Here is a 22,058-nt window from a genome sequence, read left to right on the forward strand (position 1 = left end):
CGCGGTCGCTGACCGTTCCCCCGGGATGCTGAGGTACCCCGTAGGAGCGGTCTGTGGCCGCGAAAGGAACACCGCCGTCCAGCCGGATTGATGCAGATCAGAAGTTGTCCGGCGACTTGGCCTTTTCACGGGCCGAGTCGCGGCTGATGACACCTTGGGCGAGCAGGTTCTTCAGGCACATGTCCAACGTCTGCATGCCCAGCGACCCGCCCGTCTGAATCGATGAGTACATCTGCGCGACCTTGTCTTCGCGGATGAGGTTACGAATCGCCGGCGTACCGATCATGATTTCATGCGCCGCCACCCGCCCGCCGCCGATCTTCTTCAGCAAGGTCTGGGAAATCACCGCCTGCAGCGATTCGGACAGCATCGAACGCACCATCGACTTCTCTTCCGCCGGGAACACGTCGACCACCCGGTCGATGGTCTTCGCCGCCGACGTGGTGTGCAGCGTGCCGAACACCAGGTGACCCGTCTCGGCTGCGGTCAATGCCAGCCGAATGGTTTCCAGGTCACGCATCTCGCCCACCAGGATCACGTCCGGGTCTTCGCGCAGCGCCGAGCGCAGGGCGTGGGAGAAGCCCAGGGTGTCGCGATGCACCTCACGCTGGTTGACCAGGCACTTCTTCGACTCATGGACGAATTCGATCGGATCCTCAACGGTCAGGATATGGTGGTGCTTGTTGCTGTTGAGGTAGTCGATCATGGCGGCCAGGGTGGTCGACTTGCCCGAACCGGTCGGCCCGGTGACCAGCACCAGCCCGCGCGGCACTTCGGTAATCTTGCGAAACACATCTCCCATGCCCAGGTCGTCCATGCTCAGCACCTTGGACGGAATGGTCCGGAACACCGCACCGGCGCCGCGGTTCTGGTTGAACGCGTTGACCCGAAAGCGCGCCACACCCGGCACCTCGAAGGAGAAGTCAGTCTCCAGGAACTCCTCGAAGTCCTTGCGCTGCTTGTCGTTCATGATGTCGTAGATCAGCGCCTGGACCTGTTTGTCGTCCAGCGCCGGCAAGTTGATGCGGCGCACGTCGCCATCCACCCGAATCATCGGCGGCAGGCCTGCGGACAGGTGCAGATCGGATGCGCCTTGTTTCGCACTGAAGGCCAACAGCTCGGTAATGTCCATGAGACTCCCCAAATACAGACAAGCAGGTAGAATGCCGCAGACCTGAAACCCGCCGGCACGAATTCAATGTCCACGATAGCAGACAACATTTCGCAAGTGAGTGCCCGAATCGCAGCCGCTGCCCGGCAGGCGCAGCGGGAGCCGAGCCAAGTCGGCCTGCTCGCGGTCAGCAAGACCAAACCGGCCACGGCCATCCGCGAGGCATTCGCTGCAGGTGTCCGCGATTTCGGCGAAAACTACCTGCAGGAAGCGCTGAGCAAACAAGAAGAACTTGTCGACCTGCCCTTGATCTGGCATTTCATCGGCCCCATTCAGTCGAACAAGACGCGTGCAATCGCCGAACACTTCGCCTGGGTACATTCCGTGGACCGCCTCAAGATCGCCCAACGGCTCAGCGAGCAGCGCCCGAGCACCCTGGCACCGCTCAATGTCTGCATTCAGGTCAACGTCAGCGGCGAGGCCAGCAAGTCCGGTTGCGCGCCGGACGATGTGCACGCCTTGGCCACCGCCATTGCGGCGCTGCCGAACCTGCACCTGCGTGGCCTGATGGCGATTCCGGAACCCACCGATGATCCGGCGGCGCAGAACGCTGCCTTTGCCCACGTTCGCGCGCTGCAACACGACCTGCAATTGCCGCTGGATACGTTATCCATGGGCATGAGCCACGACCTGGAGGCTGCCGTCGCCCAGGGCGCCACCTGGGTGCGCATCGGCACGGCATTGTTCGGCGCCCGCGACTACGGCCAGCACACTCCACCAGCGGACACGGGCGCGGCCCCTTCGCCTTTCACCAAGGATCCTTCATGAGCAAGACTCGTATTGCCTTCATCGGCGCCGGTAACATGGCCGCCAGTCTGATCGGCGGCCTGCGTGCGCAGGGTGTCGAAGCCAGCCACATCCGCGCCAGCGATCGCGGCGCCGAGCAGCGTGACAAGGTCGCGGCCGAACACGGCATCGACGTGTTCGCCGACAACGCCCAGGCGATCGAAGGGGTTGACGTCGTGGTGCTGGCGGTCAAGCCGCAGGGCATGAAAGAGGCCTGCCAGGCACTGGCGCCCAGCCTCGCACCCGGTCAGCTGGTGGTCTCGATTGCCGCTGGCATCAACTGCGCCAGCCTGCAACGCTGGCTCGGCGAGCAACAGCCGATCGTGCGCTGCATGCCCAATACACCGTCACTGCTGCGCCAGGGCACCAGCGGTCTGTACGCCACCGCCGACGTCAACGCCGAACAACGCCAACAGGCCGAAGACCTGCTGGGCGCCGTCGGCCTGGCCCTGTGGCTGGACGAAGAGCAGCAGTTGGATGCCGTCACCGCCGTGTCCGGCAGCGGCCCGGCGTACTTCTTCCTGCTGATCGAGGCCATGACCGCCGCCGGGGAAAAACTGGGCCTGCCCCACGAGACGGCAGCCAAGTTGACCTTGCAGACCGCGCTGGGCGCCGCACACATGGCGGTTGCCAGCGATGTCGATGCCGCCGAGCTGCGCCGTCGCGTCACGTCACCCGCCGGCACCACCGAGGCGGCCATCCAGTCATTCCAGTCCGAGGGTTTCGAAACCCTGGTGCAGAACGCCCTGAACGCGGCAGCCCGGCGCTCGGCCGAACTGGCCGAGCAGTTGGGTCAATAAGGAGCTTTCATGTACGGTCTCAATACTGCGGCAATCTATGTCGTGCAAACCCTGGGCAGTCTGTACCTGCTGATCATGCTGCTGCGCTTCGTGCTGCAACTGGTGCGTGCCGACTTCTACAACCCGCTCAGCCAGTTCATCGTGCGCGCCACGCAGCCGCTGCTCAAACCGGTGCGGCGCATCATTCCCAGCCTGTTCGGGCTAGACATGTCGTCGCTGCTGCTGGCCATCGTCATCCAGATGATCATCATGGCGCTGACCCTGCTGCTGGCCTACGGCACCACGGGCAACCCCTTGCAATTGCTGGTGTGGGCGATCATCGGGGTGACGGCGCTGTTCCTGAAGATCTTCTTCTTCGCCATGATCATCAGCGTGATCCTCTCCTGGGTCGCGCCGCAGAGCCACAACCCCGGCGCCGAGCTGGTCAACCAGATCTGCGAACCGGCCCTGGCGCCGTTCCGGCGCATCGTACCCAACCTGGGCGGCCTCGACATCTCGCCGATCCTGGCCTTCATGGTGCTCAAACTGCTGGACATGCTGGTCATCAACAACTTGGCCATGACCACCGGCATGCCGCAGATTCTGCGCCTGCTGATCTGACCGCTGCACGCCAGCTGCGCGAGCGCTCCAACGAGCGCTGGCGCAGCTGGCAAGCCTGCCTGCACACTCGTCTGCACCCCCGCCAAGCGCTGCTTGCCCCTCTGCCCTGCGCTCTTTAGACTTACGCCTCATTCAAGCGTGAGCAGGGTCGATGTCCACTGTCTTTCCCGATGATTGCGTCGGTCTGGTCGTTCCACAAATTGCCCACTTCAGCGAACCCCTGGCCCTGGCCTGCGGCCGGTCGCTGCCCGCCTACGACCTGATCTACGAGACCTACGGCCAGCTCAATGCCAGCGCCAGCAATGCGGTGCTGATCTGCCACGCGCTGTCGGGTCATCACCATGCAGCCGGTTATCACTCCACCGAAGACCGTAAGCCGGGCTGGTGGGACAGCTGCATCGGCCCCGGCAAGCCCATCGACACCAACCGCTTCTTCGTGGTCAGCCTGAACAACCTCGGCGGCTGCAACGGTTCCACCGGCCCCAGCAGCATCGATCCCGAGACCGGCAAGCCGTTCGGCGCCGATTTTCCGGTCCTGACCGTGGAAGACTGGGTGCACAGCCAGGCCTGTCTGGCGGACGCGCTGGGCATCGCCCAGTGGGCAGCGGTGGTCGGTGGAAGCCTGGGCGGCATGCAGGCGCTGCAGTGGACCATCACCTACCCCGACCGCGTCCGCCACTGCCTGGCGATCGCTTCAGCGCCCAAGCTCAGCGCGCAGAACATCGCCTTCAACGAGGTGGCCCGCCAGGCCATCCTGTCCGACCCCGAATTCCATGGCGGCGATTTCCAGGCCCGTGGCGTGATTCCCAAACGCGGCCTGATGCTCGCGCGCATGGTCGGGCACATCACCTACCTGTCGGACGATTCGATGGGCGAGAAATTCGGACGTGGCCTGAAGAGCGAGAAGCTCAACTACGACTTCCACAGCGTCGAGTTCCAGGTTGAAAGCTACCTGCGCTATCAGGGCGAGGAGTTTTCCGGTCGGTTCGACGCCAACACCTACCTGCTGATGACCAAGGCGCTGGACTACTTCGACCCGGCCGCTGCCCATGGCGATGACCTGGCCGCGACCTTTGCCAACGTCAAGGCCAAGTTCTGCGTGATGTCGTTCACCACCGACTGGCGCTTCTCGCCGGCCCGCTCGCGCGAACTGGTGGATGCGTTGATGGCCGCCAAGAAAGACGTCTGCTACCTGGAAATCGATGCACCTCAGGGTCATGACGCCTTCCTGATCCCCATTCCACGGTATCTGCAGGCGTTCAGCAGCTACATGAACCGCATTGCACTGTGAGGCATCCATGAGAGCTGACCTAGAAATCATCCAGGATTGGATCCCCGCCGGCAGCCGCGTGCTCGACCTGGGCTGCGGCAACGGCGAACTGCTCGCCTGGTTGCGCGACCACAAGCAGGTCACCGGCTACGGCCTGGAAATCGATGCCGACAACATCACCGAGTGCGTGCGCAAGGGCATCAACGTCATCGAGCAGGACCTGGACAAGGGCCTGGGCAACTTCGCCAGCAACAGCTTCGACATCGTGGTCATGACCCAGGCGCTGCAGGCCGTGGAATACCCGGATCGCATTCTCGACGAGATGCTGCGGGTCGGTCGGCAGTGCATCATCACCTTCCCCAACTTCGGTCACTGGCGCTGCCGCTGGTACCTGGCCAGCAAGGGCCACATGCCGGTGTCCGAGTTTCTGCCGTACACCTGGTACAACACGCCGAACATCCACTTCTGCACCTTCGCCGACTTCGAAGCCCTGTGCAGCGAGCGCCGGGCGCAGGTCCTCAATCGCCTGGCGGTGGATCAACAGCACCGGCACGGGTGGGCGAGCAAGATCTGGCCTAACCTTTTGGGTGAAATCGGCATCTACCGGGTCAGCAGCCCTGGTCTGCAGGAGCATCGGGTGGCGGTGTAACACTCGACGACCATGGCGCCTTCTTCGCGGGCAGAGCCCCGCTCCCACAAGGTGAGTTTTGCGCACGATCCTGTGGGAGCAGGGCTCTGCCCGCGAAGAAGGCGACCCGATACCTCAGGCCGCCCGCATGAACTGGCTCTTTGAACCCTTCGGAACCCATTCACAACCATGATCAATTTCACTCAACTCGTCCTCGCCAGCCACAACGCCGGCAAGCTCAAGGAACTCCAGGCCATGCTCGGCGGCGCGGTGCAGCTGCGTTCGGTCGGCGAATTCAGCCAGGTCGAGCCTGAGGAAACCGGGCTGTCGTTCGTCGAGAACGCCATCCTCAAGGCCCGCAACGCCGCCCGTCTCTCAGGTTTGCCTGCGCTGGCCGACGATTCCGGCCTGGCCGTGGACTTTCTCGGCGGTGCCCCCGGCATCTATTCGGCGCGCTACGCCGATGGCCAGGGCGATGCCGCCAACAACGCCAAGCTGCTCGATGCCCTGCAGGGCGTCCCGGACGAACAGCGCGGCGCGCAGTTCGTCTGCGTGCTGGCGCTGGTCCGGCATGCCGACGATCCGTTGCCGATCCTCTGCGAAGGGCTCTGGCACGGCCGCATCCTGCACGCCGCCAGCGGTGCCCATGGGTTTGGCTACGACCCATTGTTCTGGGTGCCCGAACGCAACTGCTCCAGCGCCGAGCTCGACCCCACGCAAAAGAACCAACTGAGTCATCGCGCCCGCGCCATGGCCTTGCTGCGTCAACGCCTGAGCCTGGCATGAACGATTCACTGATCTACCCAGCGGCGCCGCCTCCCAGCCAGGTGCTGACGCAGCTGCCGCCGCTGGCGCTGTACATCCATATCCCCTGGTGCGTGCGCAAATGCCCGTACTGCGACTTCAATTCCCACGCGGCCAGTCCCGTACTGCCAGAAGAGGAATACGTCGACGCACTGCTGGCGGACCTGGATCAGGACCTGGCAGCGGTCTACGGACGGCCACTGAGCTCGATCTTCTTCGGCGGCGGCACGCCCAGCCTGTTCAGTGCTGCGGCATTGGGCCGACTGCTCGCGGGCGTGGAACAACGCATCCCGTTCACGGCGGATATCGAGATCACCCTGGAGGCCAACCCCGGCACATTCGAACAGGACAAGTTCGTGGCCTATAGCAAGCTGGGGATCAATCGCCTGTCCATCGGCATCCAGAGTTTCCAGCCGAATAAGCTCGAAGCCCTCGGGCGTATCCATACCGGAGACGAAGCGCTGCGCGCTGCTGAAATGGCGCGCCGCGCCGGTTTCGACAACTTCAACCTGGACCTGATGCACGGTCTGCCCGACCAGTCCCTGGAAGAAGCCCTGGACGACCTGCGCCAGGCCATCGCTCTGGCGCCCACGCACCTGTCTTGGTACCAGCTGACCCTGGAGCCCAACACAGTGTTCTGGAACCAGCCGCCCGAGCTCCCCGAGGACGATATCCTCTGGGACATCCAGGAGGCCGGCCAGGCCTTGCTCGCCGAGCACGGCTTCAGCCAATACGAAGTGTCGGCCTATGCTCGACCGGGCAAGGCCGCGCGTCACAACCTCAACTATTGGAGCTTCGGCGACTTCATCGGCATTGGCGCCGGCGCCCACGGCAAGCTGAGCCACCCCGACGGCCGCATCGTGCGCACCTGGAAAACCCGTCTGCCCAAGGATTACCTGAACCCTGGCAAGCAGTTCAAGGCGGGCGAGAAAACCCTGACCGCCGACGAGTTGCCCTTCGAGTTCCTGATGAACGCGCTGCGCCTCACGCCAGGCGTCGACGCCGAGCTGTTCGCGCAGCGGACCGGCCTGCCCTTGCAGACCCTGGCCGCAGCACGCGCCGAGGCCGAACAAAAAGGCCTTTTACAGGTCGAACCGACGCGTCTGGTCGCCACCGCCCGCGGGCAGTTGTTCCTCAACGACCTGCTGCAATACTTCCTGGTATAAGGATTGTCCTGATGGATTTCGTGCTCGATCTGCTCGCCACCGTTTCACGCTGGGGCCGAGGCAACCTTTCGGAGATTTCCCTGGCCTTGGTAGGCTGCGTGCTGGTGTTGTTTGGCGCCGATGTGAAGGCGTGGGCCGAAGGCCGCCTGGGCTCGCTTTCGGGCGCGCTGCGAGTACCACTGATTGCCCTGATGTGCGTGATCGGCAGTGGCGCGGCATTGATCTATGCCACGCCCTGGGTGCTGAAGGGGTTGAGCCAGTTCAACAACTACAGCCTGGCGCCGGTGCTGTTGGTGGTGCTTGTGCTGCTGGGGATTGTCGCTGATCGCAAGTGATGCGTGAGCCATGCGGGCCTCTTCGCGGGCAGAGGCCTCGCCGCCCGCCCCGCTCCCACAAGGCGTGGTTTTGTGCAAGACCCTGTGGGAGCAGGCTCTGCCCGCGAAGAGGCCCGCCAGAGCACTACATAACCCTCAGTCAACCCTCTCGAATTTCAAATCCCACACTCCATGCCCCAGCCGCTCGCCGCGGCGTTCGAACTTGGTGACCGGCCGCTCGGCCGGACGCGGTACGCAGCCACCGTCGGCCGCCTGGTTGCGGTAACCGGGCGCCACGTTCATGACTTCCAGCATGTACTCGGCATAGGGCTCCCAATCGGTCGCCATGTGCAGCACACCCCCCACCTTGAGCTTGCTGCGGACCAATTCGGCGAATGCCGGCTGGACGATGCGCCGCTTGTGGTGGCGCGCCTTGTGCCAAGGATCCGGGAAAAACAGCAGTAGGCGATCCAGGCTGTTGTCGGCCACACACTGCTTGAGCACTTCGATGGCATCGCAGTCGTAGACCCGCAGGTTTTTCAGACCTTGAGTCAATACGCCGTTGAGCAGCGCGCCAACGCCGGGACGGTGCACCTCCACGCCGATGAAATCCAGTTCCGGCGAGGCCGCTGCCATTTCGAGCAGCGAGTGGCCCATGCCGAAGCCGATTTCCAGGGTGCGCGGGGCACTGCGACCGAACACCTGGTCGAAGTCCGTCGGTGCGTCGGTCAGCGGCAGCACGAACAACGGCTTGCCTTGGTCAAGGCCGCGTTGCTGGCCTTCGGTCATGCGCCCAGCGCGCATCACGAAGCTCTTGATAGCGCGGTGCTGGCGCGGTTCGCCTTCGTCGGCCGTTGGCGTTTCTTGCGAGTCAGTCATCGGGGTCTCTTACTTGATCAGACCATCCAGCGGCGAAGAGGCGCTGGCATAGAGTTTTTTCGGCATACGACCGGCCAGATAGGCCATGCGCCCGGCAATGATGGCGTGCTTCATGGCCGCGCCCATCATGATCGGATCCTGCGCGTGGGCGATGGCCGAGTTCATCAGCACGGCCTCACAGCCCAGTTCCATGGCGATGGTGGCATCGGACGCGGTACCCACGCCGGCATCCACCAGCACGGGCACCCTGGCTTCTTCCAGAATGATCTGCAGGTTGTATGGATTGCAGATGCCCAGGCCCGTGCCGATCAGGCCAGCCAGCGGCATGACCGCGATGCAGCCGATCTCGGCCAGTTGGCGGGCAATGATCGGATCGTCGCTGGTGTAGACCATCACATCGAAACCGTCCTTGACCAGCACTTCGGCGGCCTTGAGGGTTTCGATCACATTGGGGAACAGCGTCTTCTGGTCGGCCAGGACTTCCAGCTTGACCAGGTTGTGACCGTCGAGCAGCTCGCGGGCCAGGCGGCAGGTGCGCACCGCTTCCACGGCGTCATAGCAGCCAGCGGTGTTGGGCAGAATGGTGTAGCGATCCGGCGGCAGCACGTCGAGCAGGTTCGGCTCGCCAGGGTTCTGGCCGATATTGGTGCGGCGCACGGCAACCGTGACGATCTCGGCACCCGAAGCCTCGATGGCCAGGCGGGTCTGCTCGAGGTCGCGGTACTTGCCGGTGCCGACCAGAAGGCGCGACTCGAAGGTGCGACCGGCCAGGGTGAATGGCTTGTCAATGCGAGCATTGCTCATCGGAATTCCTCTGCTGAGGTAAAGATACGGACGTGGAAGGTGCTGGCGACTCGATCAGCCGCCGCCGATGGCGTGAACCACCTCGATCTGGTCACCTTCGCCCAGTACGGTGTCACCGTGCTGGCTGCGCGGGACGATGTCCTGGTTCAGCTCGACGGCGACGCGGCGCCCGACCAGTTCGAGGCGGGCAAGCAGCCCGGCAACGGTTTCGCCGTCGGGAAGTTCGAAAGGGTCGCCGTTCAATTGAATGCGCATGCGGTCGGCAGCCATCATTTTTTGGGGGTCGTTATTCTAGCCCGATCGCCGAGGATTCCCAAGGCCAAGCCGACCACGCGTGCGATCAACCCAGGCGCCAGGCCATCAGGCCCAGGCACAGCCACCCGGCCAGCAGGGCCAGACCGCCGAACGGCGTGACGATACCCAGCTTGCTGAAGCCGGTCAGGGTCAACAGGTAGAGGCTGCCCGAGAACAGGACGATGCCCAGACAGAACAGCGCGCCTGCCCACCCCACCAGACGCCCTGGCACATGGACGCTGAGCAGCGCGACGCCGAACAATGCCAGGGTGTGGATAAGTTGGTAGCTGACGCCAGTCTGGAAAATGGCCAGGTAATCGGCGCTCAGCCGGTTCTTCAGCCCGTGTGCGGCAAACGCGCCGAGCGCCACGCCGGTGAAGCCGAAGAACGCGGCCAGCATCATGAACGTACGCAGCATCCAGGTTTGTCCTCATAAAGCCGTGTTGCATCGCAGGGTCTGTATAATGGCCCGCTCACCCGGCCAGGCCAAGCCCTTCATGCTGCAATCCCTTTTCCGTCGTCTGTGCAAGGCACTGCTCTGGTTTGTCGCCGCAAGCGTGGCTCTGGTGGTGATCTTTCGCTTCATCCCGCCGCCGGGCACCATGCTCATGGTCGAACGCAAGATCGAATCCTGGGCCGACGGCCAGCCAATCGATCTGCAGCGAGACTGGCAATCCTGGGCGAACATTTCCGACGATTTGAAGGTAGCGGTCATCGCCGGTGAAGATCAACGCTTTGCCGAGCACTGGGGGTTCGATATCGCCGCCATCCGCGCAGCCTTCGCCCATAACGAGGAAGGCGGTTCATTGCGAGGCGCCAGCACCCTGAGCCAGCAAGTGGCGAAGAACGTATTCCTCTGGTCGGGGCGCAGTTGGCTGCGCAAGGGCCTGGAAGCCTGGTTCACCGGATTGATCGAAATCTTCTGGTCCAAGCAGCGCATCCTCGAGGTCTACCTCAACAGCGCCGAATGGGACGACGGTGTGTTCGGCGCTCAAGCAGCGGCGCGCCATCATTTCGGCGTTGATGCGGCTCAGCTGTCTCGGCAGCAAGCCAGCCTGCTCGCCGCCGTACTGCCCAATCCGCGCAACTGGAGCGCCAGTCGGCCCAGCCCCTATGTGAGCCGTCGCGCTGGCTGGATTCGTCAGCAGATGGGCCAATTGGGCGGCCATGACTACCTCCTGCGCCTTGACCAGCCACGCCCCGCACCCTGGGCCGATTAGGCCGCGATCACGCCCTGCCAGACAACAAAAAGCCCCGAACCAGTCGGGGCTTTTGCATGCAGCGCGTCAACGGCTCACATCAGGCAGCGATGGAGACCTTCAGCTTGTTCATCGCGCTTTTTTCCAACTGACGAATACGCTCGGCCGACACGTTGTACTTCTCGGCCAACTCGTGCAGCGTCGCCTTTTCCTCGGCAAGCCAGCGCTGGTAGAGAATGTCGCGGCTGCGATCGTCCAGCACCTGCAGAGCTTCGTGCAGGTTGGTATTGGAGTTGTCGCTCCAGTCGGCGTCTTCGAGCTGACGCGCCGGATCGTAGCGATGATCTTCCAGGTAGTTGGCTGGCGATTGGAACGCGCTGTCGTCGTCGGCTTCGGCAGCCGGATCGAAGGCCATGTCATGGCCGGTCAGACGGCTTTCCATTTCGCGTACTTCACGCGGCTCCACGCCCAGGCTTTCGGCTACGCGGTGGACTTCTTCGTTGTTCAGCCAGGCCAGACGCTTCTTCTGGCTGCGCAGGTTGAAGAACAGCTTGCGCTGCGCCTTGGTGGTCGCCACTTTGACAATACGCCAGTTGCGCAGGATGAACTCGTGGATTTCAGCCTTGATCCAGTGCACGGCGAACGACACCAGGCGCACACCCATTTCCGGGTTGAAACGCTTCACGGCCTTCATCAGGCCGACGTTGCCTTCCTGGATAAGGTCGGCTTGAGCCAGGCCGTAGCCCGAATAGCTGCGCGCGATATGCACGACGAAACGCAGGTGAGCGAGCACCATCTGCCGAGCCGCTCCAAGATCCTGCTCATAGTAGAGACTCTCGGCCAGTTCACGCTCCTGCTCGGGCGTCAGCAAGGGAATGCTGTTCACCGTATGCACGTAGGCTTCCAGGTTCGCACCCGGGACCAGCGCATAAGCAGGTTGCAAAGAAGTGGTCATACGAAAAAACCTCCGACTCACATGACTCGTGCCCGTAGGCACTGCGAAAAATAGACCGGGAACCAGTTGACAAGTTCCCTATGACGCTTTAACGGTCCATGACAATAAAGTTAACTCAACTACACACTCAAAGAGCCTACATAGGTACTGCACAGATACTGCGGGCTAACGCGGCGCCAGTTCGCGCAGGTGCCGCCAGACCGCAATCCACGCACCGATATACCCTAACAATACCGCGCCTAGCAAGAGCGACAATCCGTCCGCCACAGGCACACCGCCCAGCGCGAAGTCACTGCCGTACAAGCCGGACAATCCAGTGACCGCATCGTTGAGCCAATCCAGGCCGAAGGCCAGGATGCCCCAGGCGAAAATGCCTGCACCGAAGCCGTACAGCGCACCCATGTACAGAAACGGCCGACGCACATAGCTGTCCGTGCCGCCTACCAACTTGATGACCTCGATTTCGATGCGGCGGTTCTCGATGTGCAGACGAATGGTGTTGCCGATCACCAGCAACAACGCAGAAACCAGCAGCAGGGTCAGGCCGAAGACGAATCGATCACCCAGCTTCAGAATGGCTGCGAGCCGCTCCACCCATACCAGATCAAGCTGCGCCTGCTGCACCTTCGGCAACTCGGCGAGCTGCTGGCGCAGGCTCTCCAACGCAGCCTTGTCGATCTCCAGAGGCGTCACTACCACCACGCCGGGCAGCGGGTTTTCAGGCAGCTCCTTGAGCGCCTCGCCCAGCCCGGACTGCTGCTGGAACTCACTCAGCGCCTGCTCGCGGCTGACGAACTCGGCCTGGGCCACGCCCGACAGCCCCTTGATCTGGGTCACCAACGCCTGGCCTTCCCGCTCGCCGGCGTCGAGGTCCAGGTACAGCGAAATCTGCGCCGCACGCTGCCAGGAACCGCCCAGGCGCTCGACGTTCTTGAGCAGCAGGGACAGCCCCATGGGCAAACTCAGGGCCACCGCCATGACCAGGCAGGTAAAGAAACTGCCGATCGGCTGCTTGCCCAGACGGCGCAGGCTGTCGGTCCAACTGGCCCGATGGCTTTCGATCCAGGCGCGCAGCAGGCTGCTGAAATCCGGCCCGTCATCGTCGTCATTGCGACGTTTCTTCGGCTTCTGCGGTTGGGGCTCGCCTCCCTTGGGCGCTACCCGGTCCGCGACCTTGGGACTGCGTGTCGCACTCATTGTCCTGCCTCTCCGTCACCGATCAGACGCCCACGCTGCAAAGTCAGCATGCGATGACGCATGCGCGCGATCAGCGCCAGATCGTGGCTGGCAATCAAGACGCTGGTGCCAAGCCGGTTGATGTCTTCGAAGACCCCCATGATCTCGGCCGCCAGACGCGGATCGAGGTTGCCGGTAGGTTCATCGGCGAGCAGCAAGGCTGGCTGATGGACGATGGCGCGGGCAATGCCCACACGCTGTTGCTGGCCCGTGGACAAGTCGCCGGGGTACAGCTCGGCCTTGTCCGCCAGCGCCACACGCTCCAGCGCCGAATCGACCTTCTTGGCGATTTCCGGCTTGCTCAGGCCGAGGATCTGCAACGGCAGGGCGATGTTGTTGAACACCGTACGATCGAACAGCAACTGGTGATTCTGGAACACCACGCCGATCTGCCGACGCAGAAACGGAATCTGCGCGTTGGTGATCTGCCCCAGGTCCTGGCCGGCCAGCAGCAGCTTGCCGCTGGTGGGTCGCTCCATCGCCAGCAACAGACGCAGCAGGGTACTTTTGCCCGCGCCGGAATGACCGGTAACGAACAGGAATTCGCCACGCCGGACCCAAAAGCTCAGTTCATGCAGACCGACATGGCCATTGGGATAGCGCTTGGCAACCTGTTCGAATCGAATCATGAAGGCTCCCGCTCGGCGAACAATGCCTGGACGAAGGGTTCTGCCTCGAAGGTGCGCAGGTCGTCGATACCTTCGCCCACGCCGATGTAGCGGATGGGCAAGCCGAACTGCTTGGCCAGGGCGAAGATCACCCCCCCCTTGGCGGTACCGTCGAGCTTTGTCAGGGCCAGGCCGGTCAGGGCCACCGTCTGGTTGAACTGCTTGGCCTGGTTGATCGCGTTCTGCCCGGTGCCGGCGTCGAGCACCAGCAGCACTTCGTGCGGTGCCTGCTCGTCGAGTTTGCCCATCACCCGGCGGACTTTCTTCAGCTCTTCCATCAGGTTGTCTTTGGTGTGCAGACGGCCGGCGGTGTCGGCGATCAACACGTCGATGCCGCGCGACTTGGCAGCCTGCACGGCATCGAAGATGACCGACGCCGAATCGGCGCCGGTGTGCTGGGCGATGACCGGGATCTTGTTGCGCTCGCCCCACACCTGCAGTTGCTCCACAGCCGCAGCACGGAACGTGTCGCCCGCCGCCAGCATGACCTTCTTGCCTTCGAGCTGCAGCTTCTTGGCCAGCTTGCCGATGGTGGTGGTCTTGCCGGCGCCGTTGACGCCCACCACCAGAATCACGAACGGCTGGTGCTCGGCCTTGATCACCAGCGGTTGCTCGACCGGACGCAACAGTGCCGTCAGCTCACCTTGCAGCGCCTTGTACAAGGCGGCGGCATCGGTGAGTTCCTTGCGCGCGACCTTGCGGGTCAGGCTCTGGATGATCACCGAAGTGGCTTCAACGCCCACGTCGGCGGTCAGCAGTCGGGTTTCCAGCTCTTCGAGCAGATCGTCATCGATGATCTTGCTGCCCAGAAACAGGCTGGCCATGCCCTCGCCAAGGCTGGCGCTGGTCTTGGCCAAGCCCTGCTTGAGGCGCGCGAAGAAGCCCGTCCTGGCCTGCCCTGCAGGTTGCGGAGCGATGACCGCAGGGGGTGACGCTTCGATAACGGGCGGCACGATGGTTGCCACAGGCGCTGGAATCGGAGCTGGTGCAGGGGCTGGTGCGCTGGGCGCTGCAGGAGCAGGTGGCGGAACAGGAGCGGTAACCGGCTCTGCCGCGGCTGGGGCCGACACTTCCGGCCGTGGGGCGATGGCCGGCGGTGTCTGCGGCGCATCGTCCTCGACCAGCGCCACCGGTTCCTCGGGCACCGGCAGCACCAACCCGTGCGCAACGGGCTGCTCGATTGGCGTCGGTACGGGCTCAGGTTCGGCTTCGGTCTTGGGCGGCAGCACCGGCTCCGGGGCGAGCGCCACGGCGGCTTGCGCAGCCGTCTCGGCTTCGGTCGGGAGCTCCTGGGCGGCAGGGGGCGATGGCGGTTCGGCGACAGGTGTCTGCGGCTTCTTGCGCAGCCATCCGAACAGGCCTTTCTTTTCACCGGCCGGGGCCGGGGTCTTTTTGTCGTCGTTGGAACCAAACATGGAAGACGGCTATCTCAAGGTAGCGACACGCCAGGCGGCTTGTCGGAAAAAATTCGAAGACGCAACACAGACTGCTTTTACGCCGGCTCGTTCACGCGCAACATTTTGTCGAGTTGCCCGCGCAGGTTCATGCCAACCAGGCATGGCCCCCAGCGAACCGGATCAGTATCCTAGCACCTCCTCGCCCGTAGACGCTAAGGCCAAGCGGGTAGCTCTCAAGGTTCTGAATCCCATGAATGTCCTCGCCCGCCGCGCCGCAGGCCTGCTGCTCTGCACGCTCAGCCTGCCCTTGGCAGCTTTTGCCGCCGATACACAGCCCACGCACGAATTCACCCTGGACAACGGCCTCAAGGTCATCGTGCGCGAGGACCACCGCGCCCCGGTGGTGGTGTCCCAGATCTGGTACAAGGTCGGTTCCAGCTACGAAACGCCGGGCCAGACCGGCCTGTCCCACGCGCTCGAACACATGATGTTCAAGGGCACCGAAAAACTGGGCCCCGGTGAAGGCTCGCGCATCCTGCGCGACCTCGGCGCCGAGGAAAACGCCTTCACCAGCGACGACTACACCGCCTATTACGAAGTGCTGGCCAAGGACCGCCTGGCCGTGGCGTTCGACCTCGAAGCCGACCGCATGGCCAGCCTAAGCCTGCCCGCCGAAGAATTCGCGCGTGAAATCGAAGTCATCAAGGAAGAACGCCGCCTGCGCACCGACGACAAGCCCAGCGCCAAGGCCTACGAGATGTTCAAGGCCATGGCCTTTCCCGCCAGTGGCTACCACACGCCCACCATCGGCTGGATGGCTGACCTCGATCGCATGAAGGTCGAAGAGCTGCGCCACTGGTACCAGGCCTGGTACGTGCCCAACAACGCCACTCTGGTGGTGGTGGGCGACGTCCAGCCTGACGAGGTGAAGGCGCTGGCTCAACGTTTCTTCGGCAACATCGCCAGCCGTGCCACGCCACCGGCGAAGATCCCGCTGGAACTGGCCACCCCTGGCCAGCGCCTTGCCACATTGCATGTGCGCACCCAACTGCCGAGCCTGATGTACGGTTTCAACGTTCCGGCCCTGGCCACTGCCGACAAGCCGCGTGATGTCCAGGCCTTGCGGTTGATCTCGGCATTGCTCGACGGTGGCTACAGTGCACGCATGGCGACACGCCTGGAGCGCGGCCAGGAGCTGATTTCCAGCGGCGGCGCCCAGTACGACCCTTTCACCCGCGGCGACAGCCTGTTCTTCATTTCCGCAACCGCCAACGCGCAGAAGAAAAAAACCCTGGCCGATGTCGAGAAAGGCATCTGGAAGCTGCTCGATGAGCTCAAGACCACGCCGCCCTCGGCCGAGGAGCTCGAGCGCGTGCGGGCCCAGGTCATCGCCGATCTGGTCTACAGCCGCGACTCCATCAGCAGCCAGGCCACCACCATCGGCATGCTGGAAACCGTGGGGCTGTCGTGGAAGCTGATGGACAGCGAACTCGAAGATCTCAAGAGCGTGACGCCGCAGGACATCCAGAGCGCCGCCCGTACCTATTTTACCCGCGATCGCCTGAGCATCGCCCACGTTCTGCCCGAGGAAGCCGCTCATGAGTGAGCCCATCACCCCCCGTCGCCTCCTGGCTGGCTCGACCCTTCTGGTGCTGGCCGGCTGGCTCGTGACTTTCGGAGCCCAGGCCGCAGACACTGCCAGCGCCAGCCAACCCGCGCGCGGCCTGCAATCGGTGAGCGAGTTGGGCAACACCGCCCCCAGCCATCGCCGCCTGGACATCCAGAACTGGACAACGGCCGAAGGCGCCAAGGTCTTGTTCGTCGAAGCTCACGAATTGCCGATGTTCGATCTGCGCCTGACTTTCGCCGCCGGTAGCAGTCAGGATCAGAACCACCCTGGCATCGCTCTGCTGACCAACGCCATGCTCAACGAAGGTGTGGCCGGCAAGGACGTCAACGCCATCGCCCAAGGTTTCGAGGGCCTGGGCGCGGACTTCTCCAACGGTGCCTATCGCGACATGGCCGTGGCCTCGTTGCGCAGCCTCAGCGACACCGACAAGCGCACCCCGGCCCTCAAGCTGTTCGCCGAAGTCGTCGGCAAGCCGACCTTTCCGGCCGATGCGCTGGCCCGCATCAAGAACCAACTGCTCGCCGGCTTCGAGTTCCAGAAGCAGAACCCCGCCAAGCTGGCCAGCAACGAGCTGTTCACACGCCTGTATGGCAGCCACCCGTATGCACACCCCAGCGAAGGCGACGCCAAGAGCCTGCCCGGCCTGAGCATCGAGCAGATGCGTGCCTTCCATAAGCGTGCCTATGCTGCCGGCAATGCGGTCATCGCCATCGTCGGCGATCTGTCGCGAAACGAAGCCGAGCAGATCGCCGCACAAGTCTCCAGCGCCCTGCCCAAGGGCCCTGCGCTGGCCAAGCCGGCACAGCCAGCCGTACCAGCGGCCGGCGTGACCCATATCGACTTCCCGTCCAAGCAGACGCAGATGTTCATTGCGCAGCTGGGCATCGATCGCAAGGATCCTGATTTCGCCGCGCTGTCCATGGGCAACCAGATCCTTGGGGGTGGCGCGTTCGGTACGCGGCTGATGAGCGAAGTCCGGGAGAAACGCGGCCTGACCTACGGCGTCTACTCGGCTTTCACCCCGATGCAGGTCCGTGGACCGTTCATGGTCAACTTGCAGACCCGCGCCGAACTCGGCGATGGCACCCTGAAGCTGGTGCAGGACATCCTGCGCGACTACCTCAAGACCGGCCCTACTCAGGAAGAACTGGACAACGCCAAGCGTGAACAGGCCGGCAGCTTCCCGCTGTCCAATGCCAGCAATGCGAGCATCGTTGCGCAGCTAGGTGCCACCGGGTTCTATGACATGCCGCTGACCTGGATGGAAGACTTCCTGCAGCAGTCACAGGCGCTGACCGTGGAGCAGGTGAAAACCGCGATGAACAAACACCTGGATGCCGATAAACTGGTGATCGTCACGGCTGGCCCCAAGGTTGCGCAGCAACCCTTGCCGGCCCCAACGGACAAACCTACCGAGCAACCGCTCGGCGTACCGGAGCATTGATGGCCAGCGTCAAACCCAAGCAACCCCATGGTGGCCAAGGCCACCTGCGCATCATCGGTGGCCAGTGGCGCAGCCGCAAGCTGGGCTTCCCGGAAGCGCCTGGCTTGCGTCCGACCCCTGATCGAGTACGCGAAACGCTGTTCAACTGGCTGGCGGCGCACATCGAAGGTGCCAAGGTGCTGGACGCCTTCACTGGTAGCGGTGCTCTGTACCTCGAAGCGCTGTCCCGCGGCGCCAGCATGGCATTGGCGCTGGATGCCAATGCCACCGCCATCGCCAGCCTTCGGCACAATCTGGACCTGCTCGGTTGCGCCACGGGCCAGTTGCTGCAAAGCGATGCGTTGAAGTATCTGGAAACCCAGACTCCGAGCGCATTCGATCTGGTGTTCCTCGACCCACCCTTCCACCAGAACCTGCTGCCGGCAACCTGCATGCTGCTGGAAGAAAAAGGCTGGCTGGCCGAGCGCGCCTGGATCTACACCGAGAGCGAGACACCGCCTTCGGCCTTGCAGATGCCGGCTACCTGGCGCTTGCACCGCGAGAAGAAAGCCGGGCAGGTCTACTACTCCCTGTGGCAGCGCGGCTGACATCGGCTTGGCAGGGTATTCACGTTGAACGCAGCACATCCTCGCTTTCGCCCAGCCCTCGGGCTGGGCAACCCACACATACAGACGCTGTGGGGCCCCTTGTGGCGCAAGCAGCCAGCGTTGCAGCGCGAGCGTGAGCGCTTGTGGCTGGCGGACGGTGATTTCGTCGACCTCGACTGGCACGGCCCCCACACACCCCACGCCCCGTTGGTGGTGGTACTGCACGGTCTGACCGGATCATCCAACTCGCCCTACGTCGCCGGCCTGCAAAGGCAATTGGGCAAGTACGGGTGTGCCAGCGTGGCCGTCAACTGGCGCGGCTGTTCCGGCGAGCCCAATCTTCTGGCGCAAAGCTACCATTCGGGCGCCAGCGAAGACCTGCAGCACGTACTCGATCACCTGGGCGCACAGAGGCCCCAGGCACCGCTGTTCGCCGTAGGCTACTCATTGGGCGGCAACATTCTGCTCAAGCACCTGGGCGAAAGCGGGCTGAACAGCCCGTTGCAGGCGGCCGTGGCGGTCTCTGTGCCGTTTCGCCTGGATCAGTGCGCCGACCGCATGACCCAAGGTTTCTCCAAGGTGTACCAGGCCCATTTCATGCGCGCCATGCTCGCCTACCTGACCGACAAGCGCAGTCGCTTCCAGCAGGAAGGCCATCACGAAGGGCTGGCGGCGCTGGAGGCGCTTGGGTCACTGCAGGGCATCAAGACCTTCTGGGACTTCGATGGCCAGGTCACGGCGCCGCTGCACGGTTTCAAGGATGCACAGGACTACTATCGACGTTCTTCGAGTCGGTACTACCTGGGCGGCATTGCAAAACCCACGTTGATCATCCAGGCGCAGGACGATCCGTTCGTGTTCCCCCACAGCCTGCCGACCGCCGACGAGATGTCGCCGTGCATAGAATTCGAACTGCATGCACGGGGTGGACATGTCGGTTTCGTCGATGGCAGCCTGCGCCAACCCGGCTATTACCTGGAGCGGCGCATACCACAATGGCTGAATCAGTGGATCGAGTTCATGAGCCCTTCTGCACAGGTCGCTGCGGATCGGTGATCCAGTCGCTCCAGGAGCCTGCATACAGTGTCGCCAACGGGTAACCGGCCAGGGCCATGGCGAACAGGTTGTGGCAGGCGGTGACGCCGGAACCGCAATAAGCCACCGCCTGTTCCGCGGTCCGGCCCTGCAACTGAGCGTCGAAGCGCTCACGCAATTGCGCTGCCGGCAGGAAGCGTCCATCCGGACCCAGGTTTTCGGTGAAGGCTGCACATTGCGCACCGGGGATATGCCCGGCCACAGGATCGATGGGCTCCACCTCGCCCAGAAATCTGGGCAACGCGCGTGCATCCAGCAGGGTCAATTGCGGATCTTCCAGGCGTGCCTGCAGATCGGTCGCATCGACCACCCGTGCGCCATCCGGTGTGCCGACAAAATCGCCCGGCTCGGTGGGCGCAGCATCCAGGCTCAAGGGCAGACCGGCGGCGTGCCATGCGGCCAGCCCACCATCGAGCAGAAAGACGCCATCGCGCTTGCCCAGCCAGGCCAGCAGCCACCACGCCCGCGCCGCATAGGCGCCAGGTCCGTCGTCATAGACGACGACTCTGCTGTCTGCATCGATGCCCCAACGCTGCAACCGTTCCTGCAAGTGCGCAGGTTCAGGCAACGGATGACGCCCGGTCACACCCTTGATCACCGGCGCACTGAGGTCGCGGCCCAGGTCGGCGAAATGGGCACCGGCGATATGGCCTTCGGCATAGCTGCGCTGGCCATAGTCGGCGTCTTCGAGGCTGTAGCGGCAGTCCAGCAGGACCCATTCGGGGGAGTCGAGGTGTTCGGCGAGTGCTTGCGGGCTGATCAGTTGCGCGAGGGGCATGAAGGACTCCAGCGGTGAATGAATGATGGACTTGCCCTTCGCTGGACCAGCTCAGACAGCATCCATCGCGGCATGATTCACTGTAGCAGCAGGCACGTCGGCGCACGCAGCGCACCCGGCCTGTCCGCCATCCTACCGCGGACGCGCGCGCACCGCGACAGCGTGCCACAGGCGATCACCCTTGCATTGCGCCCGCGATGCAGGCTTGGCCGACCTCTCCGGCTGCGATACCATCGCACTCCCCAACCGATTCCCGCCAGGACGCCGTGATGAACCGAGTGTTGTACCCAGGTACCTTCGACCCGATCACCAAGGGTCACGGTGATCTGGTCGAACGCGCTTCGCGCCTGTTCGATCACGTGATCATCGCGGTCGCCGCGAGCCCCAAGAAGAATCCGTTGTTCGCCCTCGAACAACGCGTGGAGTTGGCGCGCGAAGTGACACGGCACTTGCCGAACGTCGAAGTCGTCGGTTTCTCGACCCTGCTCGCGCACTTCGCCAAGGAGCAGAACGCCAACGTGCTGCTGCGTGGCCTGCGAGCGGTGTCCGATTTCGAATACGAGTTCCAGCTGGCCAACATGAACCGGCAATTGGCGCCGGACGTGGAAAGCCTGTTCCTCACGCCTTCGGAACGCTATTCCTTCATTTCTTCGACGCTGGTGCGAGAAATCGCCGCGCTGGGCGGAGACATCACCAAGTTCGTTCACCCGGCCGTGGCCGAGGCCTTGACCCAGCGTTTCAGCAAGAAGTAGGCATCCGGTGTTGCGCCCGCGTGCACTGCGGGCGCTAATGCGGCACAATTGCGGCCATTGGTTTTCACATGCCTGGGCCGCAGTCTCGGGCCGGAGTTTTCATGTCCCTGATCATCACCGACGATTGCATCAATTGCGACGTCTGCGAACCCGAGTGCCCGAACGCTGCCATTTCCCAGGGGGAGGAGATCTACGTGATCGATCCCAACCTGTGTACCCAGTGCGTGGGCCACTACGACGAGCCGCAGTGTCAGCAGGTCTGCCCGGTGGATTGCATTCCACTGGACGAAGCGCACCCTGAATCCCAGGAACAGCTGATGGCCAAGTACCGCCAGATCACCGGCAAGCACTGAATTCCCATATCAACGCCGGCTCAATTGCCGGCGTTGTTATAGCCGCTCTGCGTACAGCCCAGGCAACGCACGAACGCTGCCTTGCCTGGATCCACCACCAGGGCCTTGCCGCTGGCCCCGACGTTGCCACCGGCTGCGGTGAACGGTAACGAGATCACGAAAAGACCTGCGCCCACGATGGTGGCGGCGACCAGCAACGGCCGCGCAATCAGCAGATCGCCGATCATCGCGTAGGCTGGCGGATTCTGGATCTGGTAGGTCGGGTCACCGCTGCTTGCGCTCATGCTCGAGTCGGCAGCGATGGCCGGCACGGCGTGCAGGCCGAAACTGACGATCAGCGCCAGCGACAGGGTTCGAAACAGCTTCATGGCACAATCCTTCTGCTCACGTGGGCGACTGCGATTTGCGATGCGGTAACTATATCAGTTGCTCGGGATTGTGCAGGACA

The 22,058-nt window shown here is 63.4% G+C and carries 26 protein-coding genes; 15 read left to right on the forward strand and 11 right to left on the reverse strand.

Features of this window, described 5'->3' with window-relative positions; translation table 11 throughout:
• Positions 1–97 precede the first annotated feature (97 nt).
• Positions 98–1,132, reverse strand: coding sequence for a type IV pilus twitching motility protein PilT (locus tag ASF66_RS15455; protein ID WP_043191513.1), 1,035 nt, complete (start codon positions 1,130–1,132; stop codon positions 98–100).
• Between the two features lie 66 nt (positions 1,133–1,198).
• Here ASF66_RS15455 and ASF66_RS15460 point away from each other — a divergent pair, with 66 nt between their 5' ends.
• The 8 genes from ASF66_RS15460 (at position 1,199) to ASF66_RS15495 (ending at position 7,560) form a co-directional block, all read left to right on the forward strand.
• The gene (locus tag ASF66_RS15460) at positions 1,199–1,939 is read left to right on the forward strand and encodes a YggS family pyridoxal phosphate-dependent enzyme (RefSeq protein WP_056844463.1); all 741 of its coding nucleotides are present in this window, start codon (positions 1,199–1,201) and stop codon (positions 1,937–1,939) included.
• Positions 1,936–2,757 carry a pyrroline-5-carboxylate reductase gene (gene proC / locus ASF66_RS15465; RefSeq protein WP_056844464.1) on the forward strand — a complete coding sequence of 274 codons (822 nt, stop codon included), beginning with the start codon at positions 1,936–1,938 and terminating at the stop codon, positions 2,755–2,757. Before ASF66_RS15460 ends, proC begins: the two co-directional genes overlap by 4 nt.
• Before the next feature lie 9 nt (positions 2,758–2,766).
• Positions 2,767–3,357 (forward strand): YggT family protein, encoded by a 591-nt coding sequence (locus tag ASF66_RS15470; protein WP_049861693.1) that lies wholly within the window; start codon positions 2,767–2,769, stop codon positions 3,355–3,357.
• A gap of 151 nt (positions 3,358–3,508) precedes the next feature.
• Positions 3,509–4,648 carry a homoserine O-succinyltransferase MetX gene (gene metX, locus ASF66_RS15475; protein WP_049861692.1) on the forward strand — a complete coding sequence of 380 codons (1,140 nt, stop codon included), beginning with the start codon at positions 3,509–3,511 and terminating at the stop codon, positions 4,646–4,648.
• Positions 4,649–4,655: 7 nt separating this feature from the next.
• Entirely contained in the window at positions 4,656–5,276 is a 621-nt protein-coding gene (gene metW / locus ASF66_RS15480; RefSeq protein WP_043191520.1) for a methionine biosynthesis protein MetW, read from the forward strand.
• 168 nt (positions 5,277–5,444) lie between these two features.
• Positions 5,445–6,041 carry an RdgB/HAM1 family non-canonical purine NTP pyrophosphatase gene (rdgB, locus tag ASF66_RS15485; protein ID WP_043191521.1) on the forward strand — a complete coding sequence of 199 codons (597 nt, stop codon included), beginning with the start codon at positions 5,445–5,447 and terminating at the stop codon, positions 6,039–6,041.
• Entirely contained in the window at positions 6,038–7,225 is a 1,188-nt protein-coding gene (hemW, locus tag ASF66_RS15490) for a radical SAM family heme chaperone HemW (protein ID WP_056844465.1), read from the forward strand. Before rdgB ends, hemW begins: the two co-directional genes overlap by 4 nt.
• 11 nt (positions 7,226–7,236) lie before the next feature.
• Complete coding sequence (locus ASF66_RS15495; protein ID WP_043191527.1) at positions 7,237–7,560, forward strand: DUF3392 domain-containing protein; 324 nt, start codon at positions 7,237–7,239, stop codon at positions 7,558–7,560.
• Positions 7,561–7,695: 135 nt separating this feature from the next.
• Here the strand turns inward: ASF66_RS15495 and trmB are convergent, their stop codons facing one another.
• The 4 genes from trmB to ASF66_RS15515 form a co-directional block, all read right to left on the reverse strand.
• The gene (gene trmB, locus ASF66_RS15500; RefSeq protein WP_049861689.1) at positions 7,696–8,418 is read right to left on the reverse strand and encodes a tRNA (guanosine(46)-N7)-methyltransferase TrmB; all 723 of its coding nucleotides are present in this window, start codon (positions 8,416–8,418) and stop codon (positions 7,696–7,698) included.
• 9 nt (positions 8,419–8,427) lie between these two features.
• The gene (locus ASF66_RS15505; protein ID WP_056844466.1) at positions 8,428–9,222 is read right to left on the reverse strand and encodes a thiazole synthase; all 795 of its coding nucleotides are present in this window, start codon (positions 9,220–9,222) and stop codon (positions 8,428–8,430) included.
• A gap of 54 nt (positions 9,223–9,276) precedes the next feature.
• A complete protein-coding gene (thiS, locus tag ASF66_RS15510) occupies positions 9,277–9,477 on the reverse strand; it encodes a sulfur carrier protein ThiS (RefSeq protein WP_049861744.1) in 201 nt (66 codons plus the stop codon).
• Positions 9,478–9,562: 85 nt separating this feature from the next.
• Positions 9,563–9,934 (reverse strand): DUF423 domain-containing protein, encoded by a 372-nt coding sequence (locus ASF66_RS15515; protein ID WP_049861688.1) that lies wholly within the window; start codon positions 9,932–9,934, stop codon positions 9,563–9,565.
• 46 nt (positions 9,935–9,980) lie between these two features.
• Here ASF66_RS15515 and mtgA point away from each other — a divergent pair, with 46 nt between their 5' ends.
• Entirely contained in the window at positions 9,981–10,736 is a 756-nt protein-coding gene (mtgA, locus tag ASF66_RS15520; RefSeq protein WP_056844467.1) for a monofunctional biosynthetic peptidoglycan transglycosylase, read from the forward strand.
• A 79-nt stretch (positions 10,737–10,815) separates the two neighbouring features.
• Here mtgA and rpoH read toward each other — a convergent pair whose 3' ends face one another.
• The 4 genes from rpoH to ftsY all read right to left on the reverse strand — a co-directional run bounded on the left by rpoH (position 10,816) and on the right by ftsY (position 14,989).
• Positions 10,816–11,670, reverse strand: coding sequence for an RNA polymerase sigma factor RpoH (rpoH, locus tag ASF66_RS15525; protein WP_043191535.1), 855 nt, complete (start codon positions 11,668–11,670; stop codon positions 10,816–10,818).
• A 165-nt stretch (positions 11,671–11,835) separates the two neighbouring features.
• Positions 11,836–12,867 (reverse strand): permease-like cell division protein FtsX, encoded by a 1,032-nt coding sequence (gene ftsX / locus ASF66_RS15530; RefSeq protein ID WP_049861686.1) that lies wholly within the window; start codon positions 12,865–12,867, stop codon positions 11,836–11,838.
• Entirely contained in the window at positions 12,864–13,535 is a 672-nt protein-coding gene (ftsE, locus tag ASF66_RS15535; RefSeq protein WP_056844468.1) for a cell division ATP-binding protein FtsE, read from the reverse strand. The genes ftsX and ftsE overlap by 4 nt, the downstream gene beginning before the upstream one ends.
• Entirely contained in the window at positions 13,532–14,989 is a 1,458-nt protein-coding gene (gene ftsY, locus ASF66_RS15540) for a signal recognition particle-docking protein FtsY (RefSeq protein WP_056844469.1), read from the reverse strand. Before ftsY ends, ftsE begins: the two co-directional genes overlap by 4 nt.
• 232 nt (positions 14,990–15,221) lie before the next feature.
• Here ftsY and ASF66_RS15545 point away from each other — a divergent pair, with 232 nt between their 5' ends.
• The 4 genes from ASF66_RS15545 to ASF66_RS15560 are packed head-to-tail and all read left to right on the forward strand — an operon-like array spanning position 15,222 to position 19,688.
• A complete protein-coding gene (locus ASF66_RS15545; protein WP_049861684.1) occupies positions 15,222–16,577 on the forward strand; it encodes a M16 family metallopeptidase in 1,356 nt (451 codons plus the stop codon).
• The gene (locus ASF66_RS15550; protein ID WP_056844470.1) at positions 16,570–18,045 is read left to right on the forward strand and encodes a M16 family metallopeptidase; all 1,476 of its coding nucleotides are present in this window, start codon (positions 16,570–16,572) and stop codon (positions 18,043–18,045) included. The genes ASF66_RS15545 and ASF66_RS15550 overlap by 8 nt, the downstream gene beginning before the upstream one ends.
• Positions 18,045–18,632: a 16S rRNA (guanine(966)-N(2))-methyltransferase RsmD gene (rsmD, locus tag ASF66_RS15555; RefSeq protein WP_056844471.1), complete on the forward strand. Its 588-nt coding sequence runs from the start codon at positions 18,045–18,047 to the stop codon at positions 18,630–18,632. The genes ASF66_RS15550 and rsmD overlap by 1 nt, the downstream gene beginning before the upstream one ends.
• 24 nt (positions 18,633–18,656) lie before the next feature.
• Positions 18,657–19,688, forward strand: coding sequence for a hydrolase (locus ASF66_RS15560; protein ID WP_056844472.1), 1,032 nt, complete (start codon positions 18,657–18,659; stop codon positions 19,686–19,688).
• Here ASF66_RS15560 and ASF66_RS15565 read toward each other — a convergent pair.
• Positions 19,651–20,505, reverse strand: a complete 855-nt coding sequence (locus tag ASF66_RS15565; RefSeq protein WP_056844473.1) for a sulfurtransferase — start codon at positions 20,503–20,505, stop codon at positions 19,651–19,653. The genes ASF66_RS15560 and ASF66_RS15565 overlap by 38 nt on opposite strands.
• Positions 20,506–20,774: 269 nt before the next feature.
• Between ASF66_RS15565 and coaD the strand changes: the two genes are divergently transcribed.
• Both coaD and ASF66_RS15575 read left to right on the forward strand, forming a co-directional pair.
• Positions 20,775–21,257 carry a pantetheine-phosphate adenylyltransferase gene (coaD, locus tag ASF66_RS15570; RefSeq protein ID WP_049861679.1) on the forward strand — a complete coding sequence of 161 codons (483 nt, stop codon included), beginning with the start codon at positions 20,775–20,777 and terminating at the stop codon, positions 21,255–21,257.
• Between the two features lie 101 nt (positions 21,258–21,358).
• Positions 21,359–21,610, forward strand: coding sequence for a YfhL family 4Fe-4S dicluster ferredoxin (locus tag ASF66_RS15575; protein ID WP_049861678.1), 252 nt, complete (start codon positions 21,359–21,361; stop codon positions 21,608–21,610).
• Positions 21,611–21,630: 20 nt separating this feature from the next.
• Here the strand turns inward: ASF66_RS15575 and ASF66_RS15580 are convergent, their stop codons facing one another.
• The gene (locus ASF66_RS15580) at positions 21,631–21,978 is read right to left on the reverse strand and encodes a hypothetical protein (RefSeq protein ID WP_056844474.1); all 348 of its coding nucleotides are present in this window, start codon (positions 21,976–21,978) and stop codon (positions 21,631–21,633) included.
• Positions 21,979–22,058: the final 80 nt, after the last annotated feature.

Origin of the sequence: Pseudomonas sp. Leaf129 (assembly GCF_001423465.1) — a bacterium.
GTDB lineage: Bacteria > Pseudomonadota > Gammaproteobacteria > Pseudomonadales > Pseudomonadaceae > Aquipseudomonas > Aquipseudomonas coleopterorum.

Excerpts from the sequence above, each read along its gene's own strand:
- ASF66_RS15455 (WP_043191513.1), bottom strand. The coding sequence starts at position 1,132 with ATGGACATTACCGAGCTGTTGGCCTTCAGTGCGAAACAAGGCGCATCC.
- ASF66_RS15460 (WP_056844463.1), top strand. The coding sequence starts at position 1,199 with ATGTCCACGATAGCAGACAACATTTCGCAAGTGAGTGCCCGAATCGCA.
- proC (WP_056844464.1), top strand. The coding sequence starts at position 1,936 with ATGAGCAAGACTCGTATTGCCTTCATCGGCGCCGGTAACATGGCCGCC.
- ASF66_RS15470 (WP_049861693.1), top strand. The coding sequence starts at position 2,767 with ATGTACGGTCTCAATACTGCGGCAATCTATGTCGTGCAAACCCTGGGC.
- metX (WP_049861692.1), top strand. The coding sequence starts at position 3,509 with ATGTCCACTGTCTTTCCCGATGATTGCGTCGGTCTGGTCGTTCCACAA.
- metW (WP_043191520.1), top strand. The coding sequence starts at position 4,656 with ATGAGAGCTGACCTAGAAATCATCCAGGATTGGATCCCCGCCGGCAGC.
- rdgB (WP_043191521.1), top strand. The coding sequence starts at position 5,445 with ATGATCAATTTCACTCAACTCGTCCTCGCCAGCCACAACGCCGGCAAG.
- hemW (WP_056844465.1), top strand. The coding sequence starts at position 6,038 with ATGAACGATTCACTGATCTACCCAGCGGCGCCGCCTCCCAGCCAGGTG.
- ASF66_RS15495 (WP_043191527.1), top strand. The coding sequence starts at position 7,237 with ATGGATTTCGTGCTCGATCTGCTCGCCACCGTTTCACGCTGGGGCCGA.
- trmB (WP_049861689.1), bottom strand. The coding sequence starts at position 8,418 with ATGACTGACTCGCAAGAAACGCCAACGGCCGACGAAGGCGAACCGCGC.
- ASF66_RS15505 (WP_056844466.1), bottom strand. The coding sequence starts at position 9,222 with ATGAGCAATGCTCGCATTGACAAGCCATTCACCCTGGCCGGTCGCACC.
- thiS (WP_049861744.1), bottom strand. The coding sequence starts at position 9,477 with ATGCGCATTCAATTGAACGGCGACCCTTTCGAACTTCCCGACGGCGAA.
- ASF66_RS15515 (WP_049861688.1), bottom strand. The coding sequence starts at position 9,934 with ATGCTGCGTACGTTCATGATGCTGGCCGCGTTCTTCGGCTTCACCGGC.
- mtgA (WP_056844467.1), top strand. The coding sequence starts at position 9,981 with ATGGCCCGCTCACCCGGCCAGGCCAAGCCCTTCATGCTGCAATCCCTT.
- rpoH (WP_043191535.1), bottom strand. The coding sequence starts at position 11,670 with ATGACCACTTCTTTGCAACCTGCTTATGCGCTGGTCCCGGGTGCGAAC.
- ftsX (WP_049861686.1), bottom strand. The coding sequence starts at position 12,867 with ATGAGTGCGACACGCAGTCCCAAGGTCGCGGACCGGGTAGCGCCCAAG.
- ftsE (WP_056844468.1), bottom strand. The coding sequence starts at position 13,535 with ATGATTCGATTCGAACAGGTTGCCAAGCGCTATCCCAATGGCCATGTC.
- ftsY (WP_056844469.1), bottom strand. The coding sequence starts at position 14,989 with ATGTTTGGTTCCAACGACGACAAAAAGACCCCGGCCCCGGCCGGTGAA.
- ASF66_RS15545 (WP_049861684.1), top strand. The coding sequence starts at position 15,222 with ATGAATGTCCTCGCCCGCCGCGCCGCAGGCCTGCTGCTCTGCACGCTC.
- ASF66_RS15550 (WP_056844470.1), top strand. The coding sequence starts at position 16,570 with ATGAGTGAGCCCATCACCCCCCGTCGCCTCCTGGCTGGCTCGACCCTT.
- rsmD (WP_056844471.1), top strand. The coding sequence starts at position 18,045 with ATGGCCAGCGTCAAACCCAAGCAACCCCATGGTGGCCAAGGCCACCTG.
- ASF66_RS15565 (WP_056844473.1), bottom strand. The coding sequence starts at position 20,505 with ATGCCCCTCGCGCAACTGATCAGCCCGCAAGCACTCGCCGAACACCTC.
- coaD (WP_049861679.1), top strand. The coding sequence starts at position 20,775 with ATGAACCGAGTGTTGTACCCAGGTACCTTCGACCCGATCACCAAGGGT.
- ASF66_RS15575 (WP_049861678.1), top strand. The coding sequence starts at position 21,359 with ATGTCCCTGATCATCACCGACGATTGCATCAATTGCGACGTCTGCGAA.
- ASF66_RS15580 (WP_056844474.1), bottom strand. The coding sequence starts at position 21,978 with ATGAAGCTGTTTCGAACCCTGTCGCTGGCGCTGATCGTCAGTTTCGGC.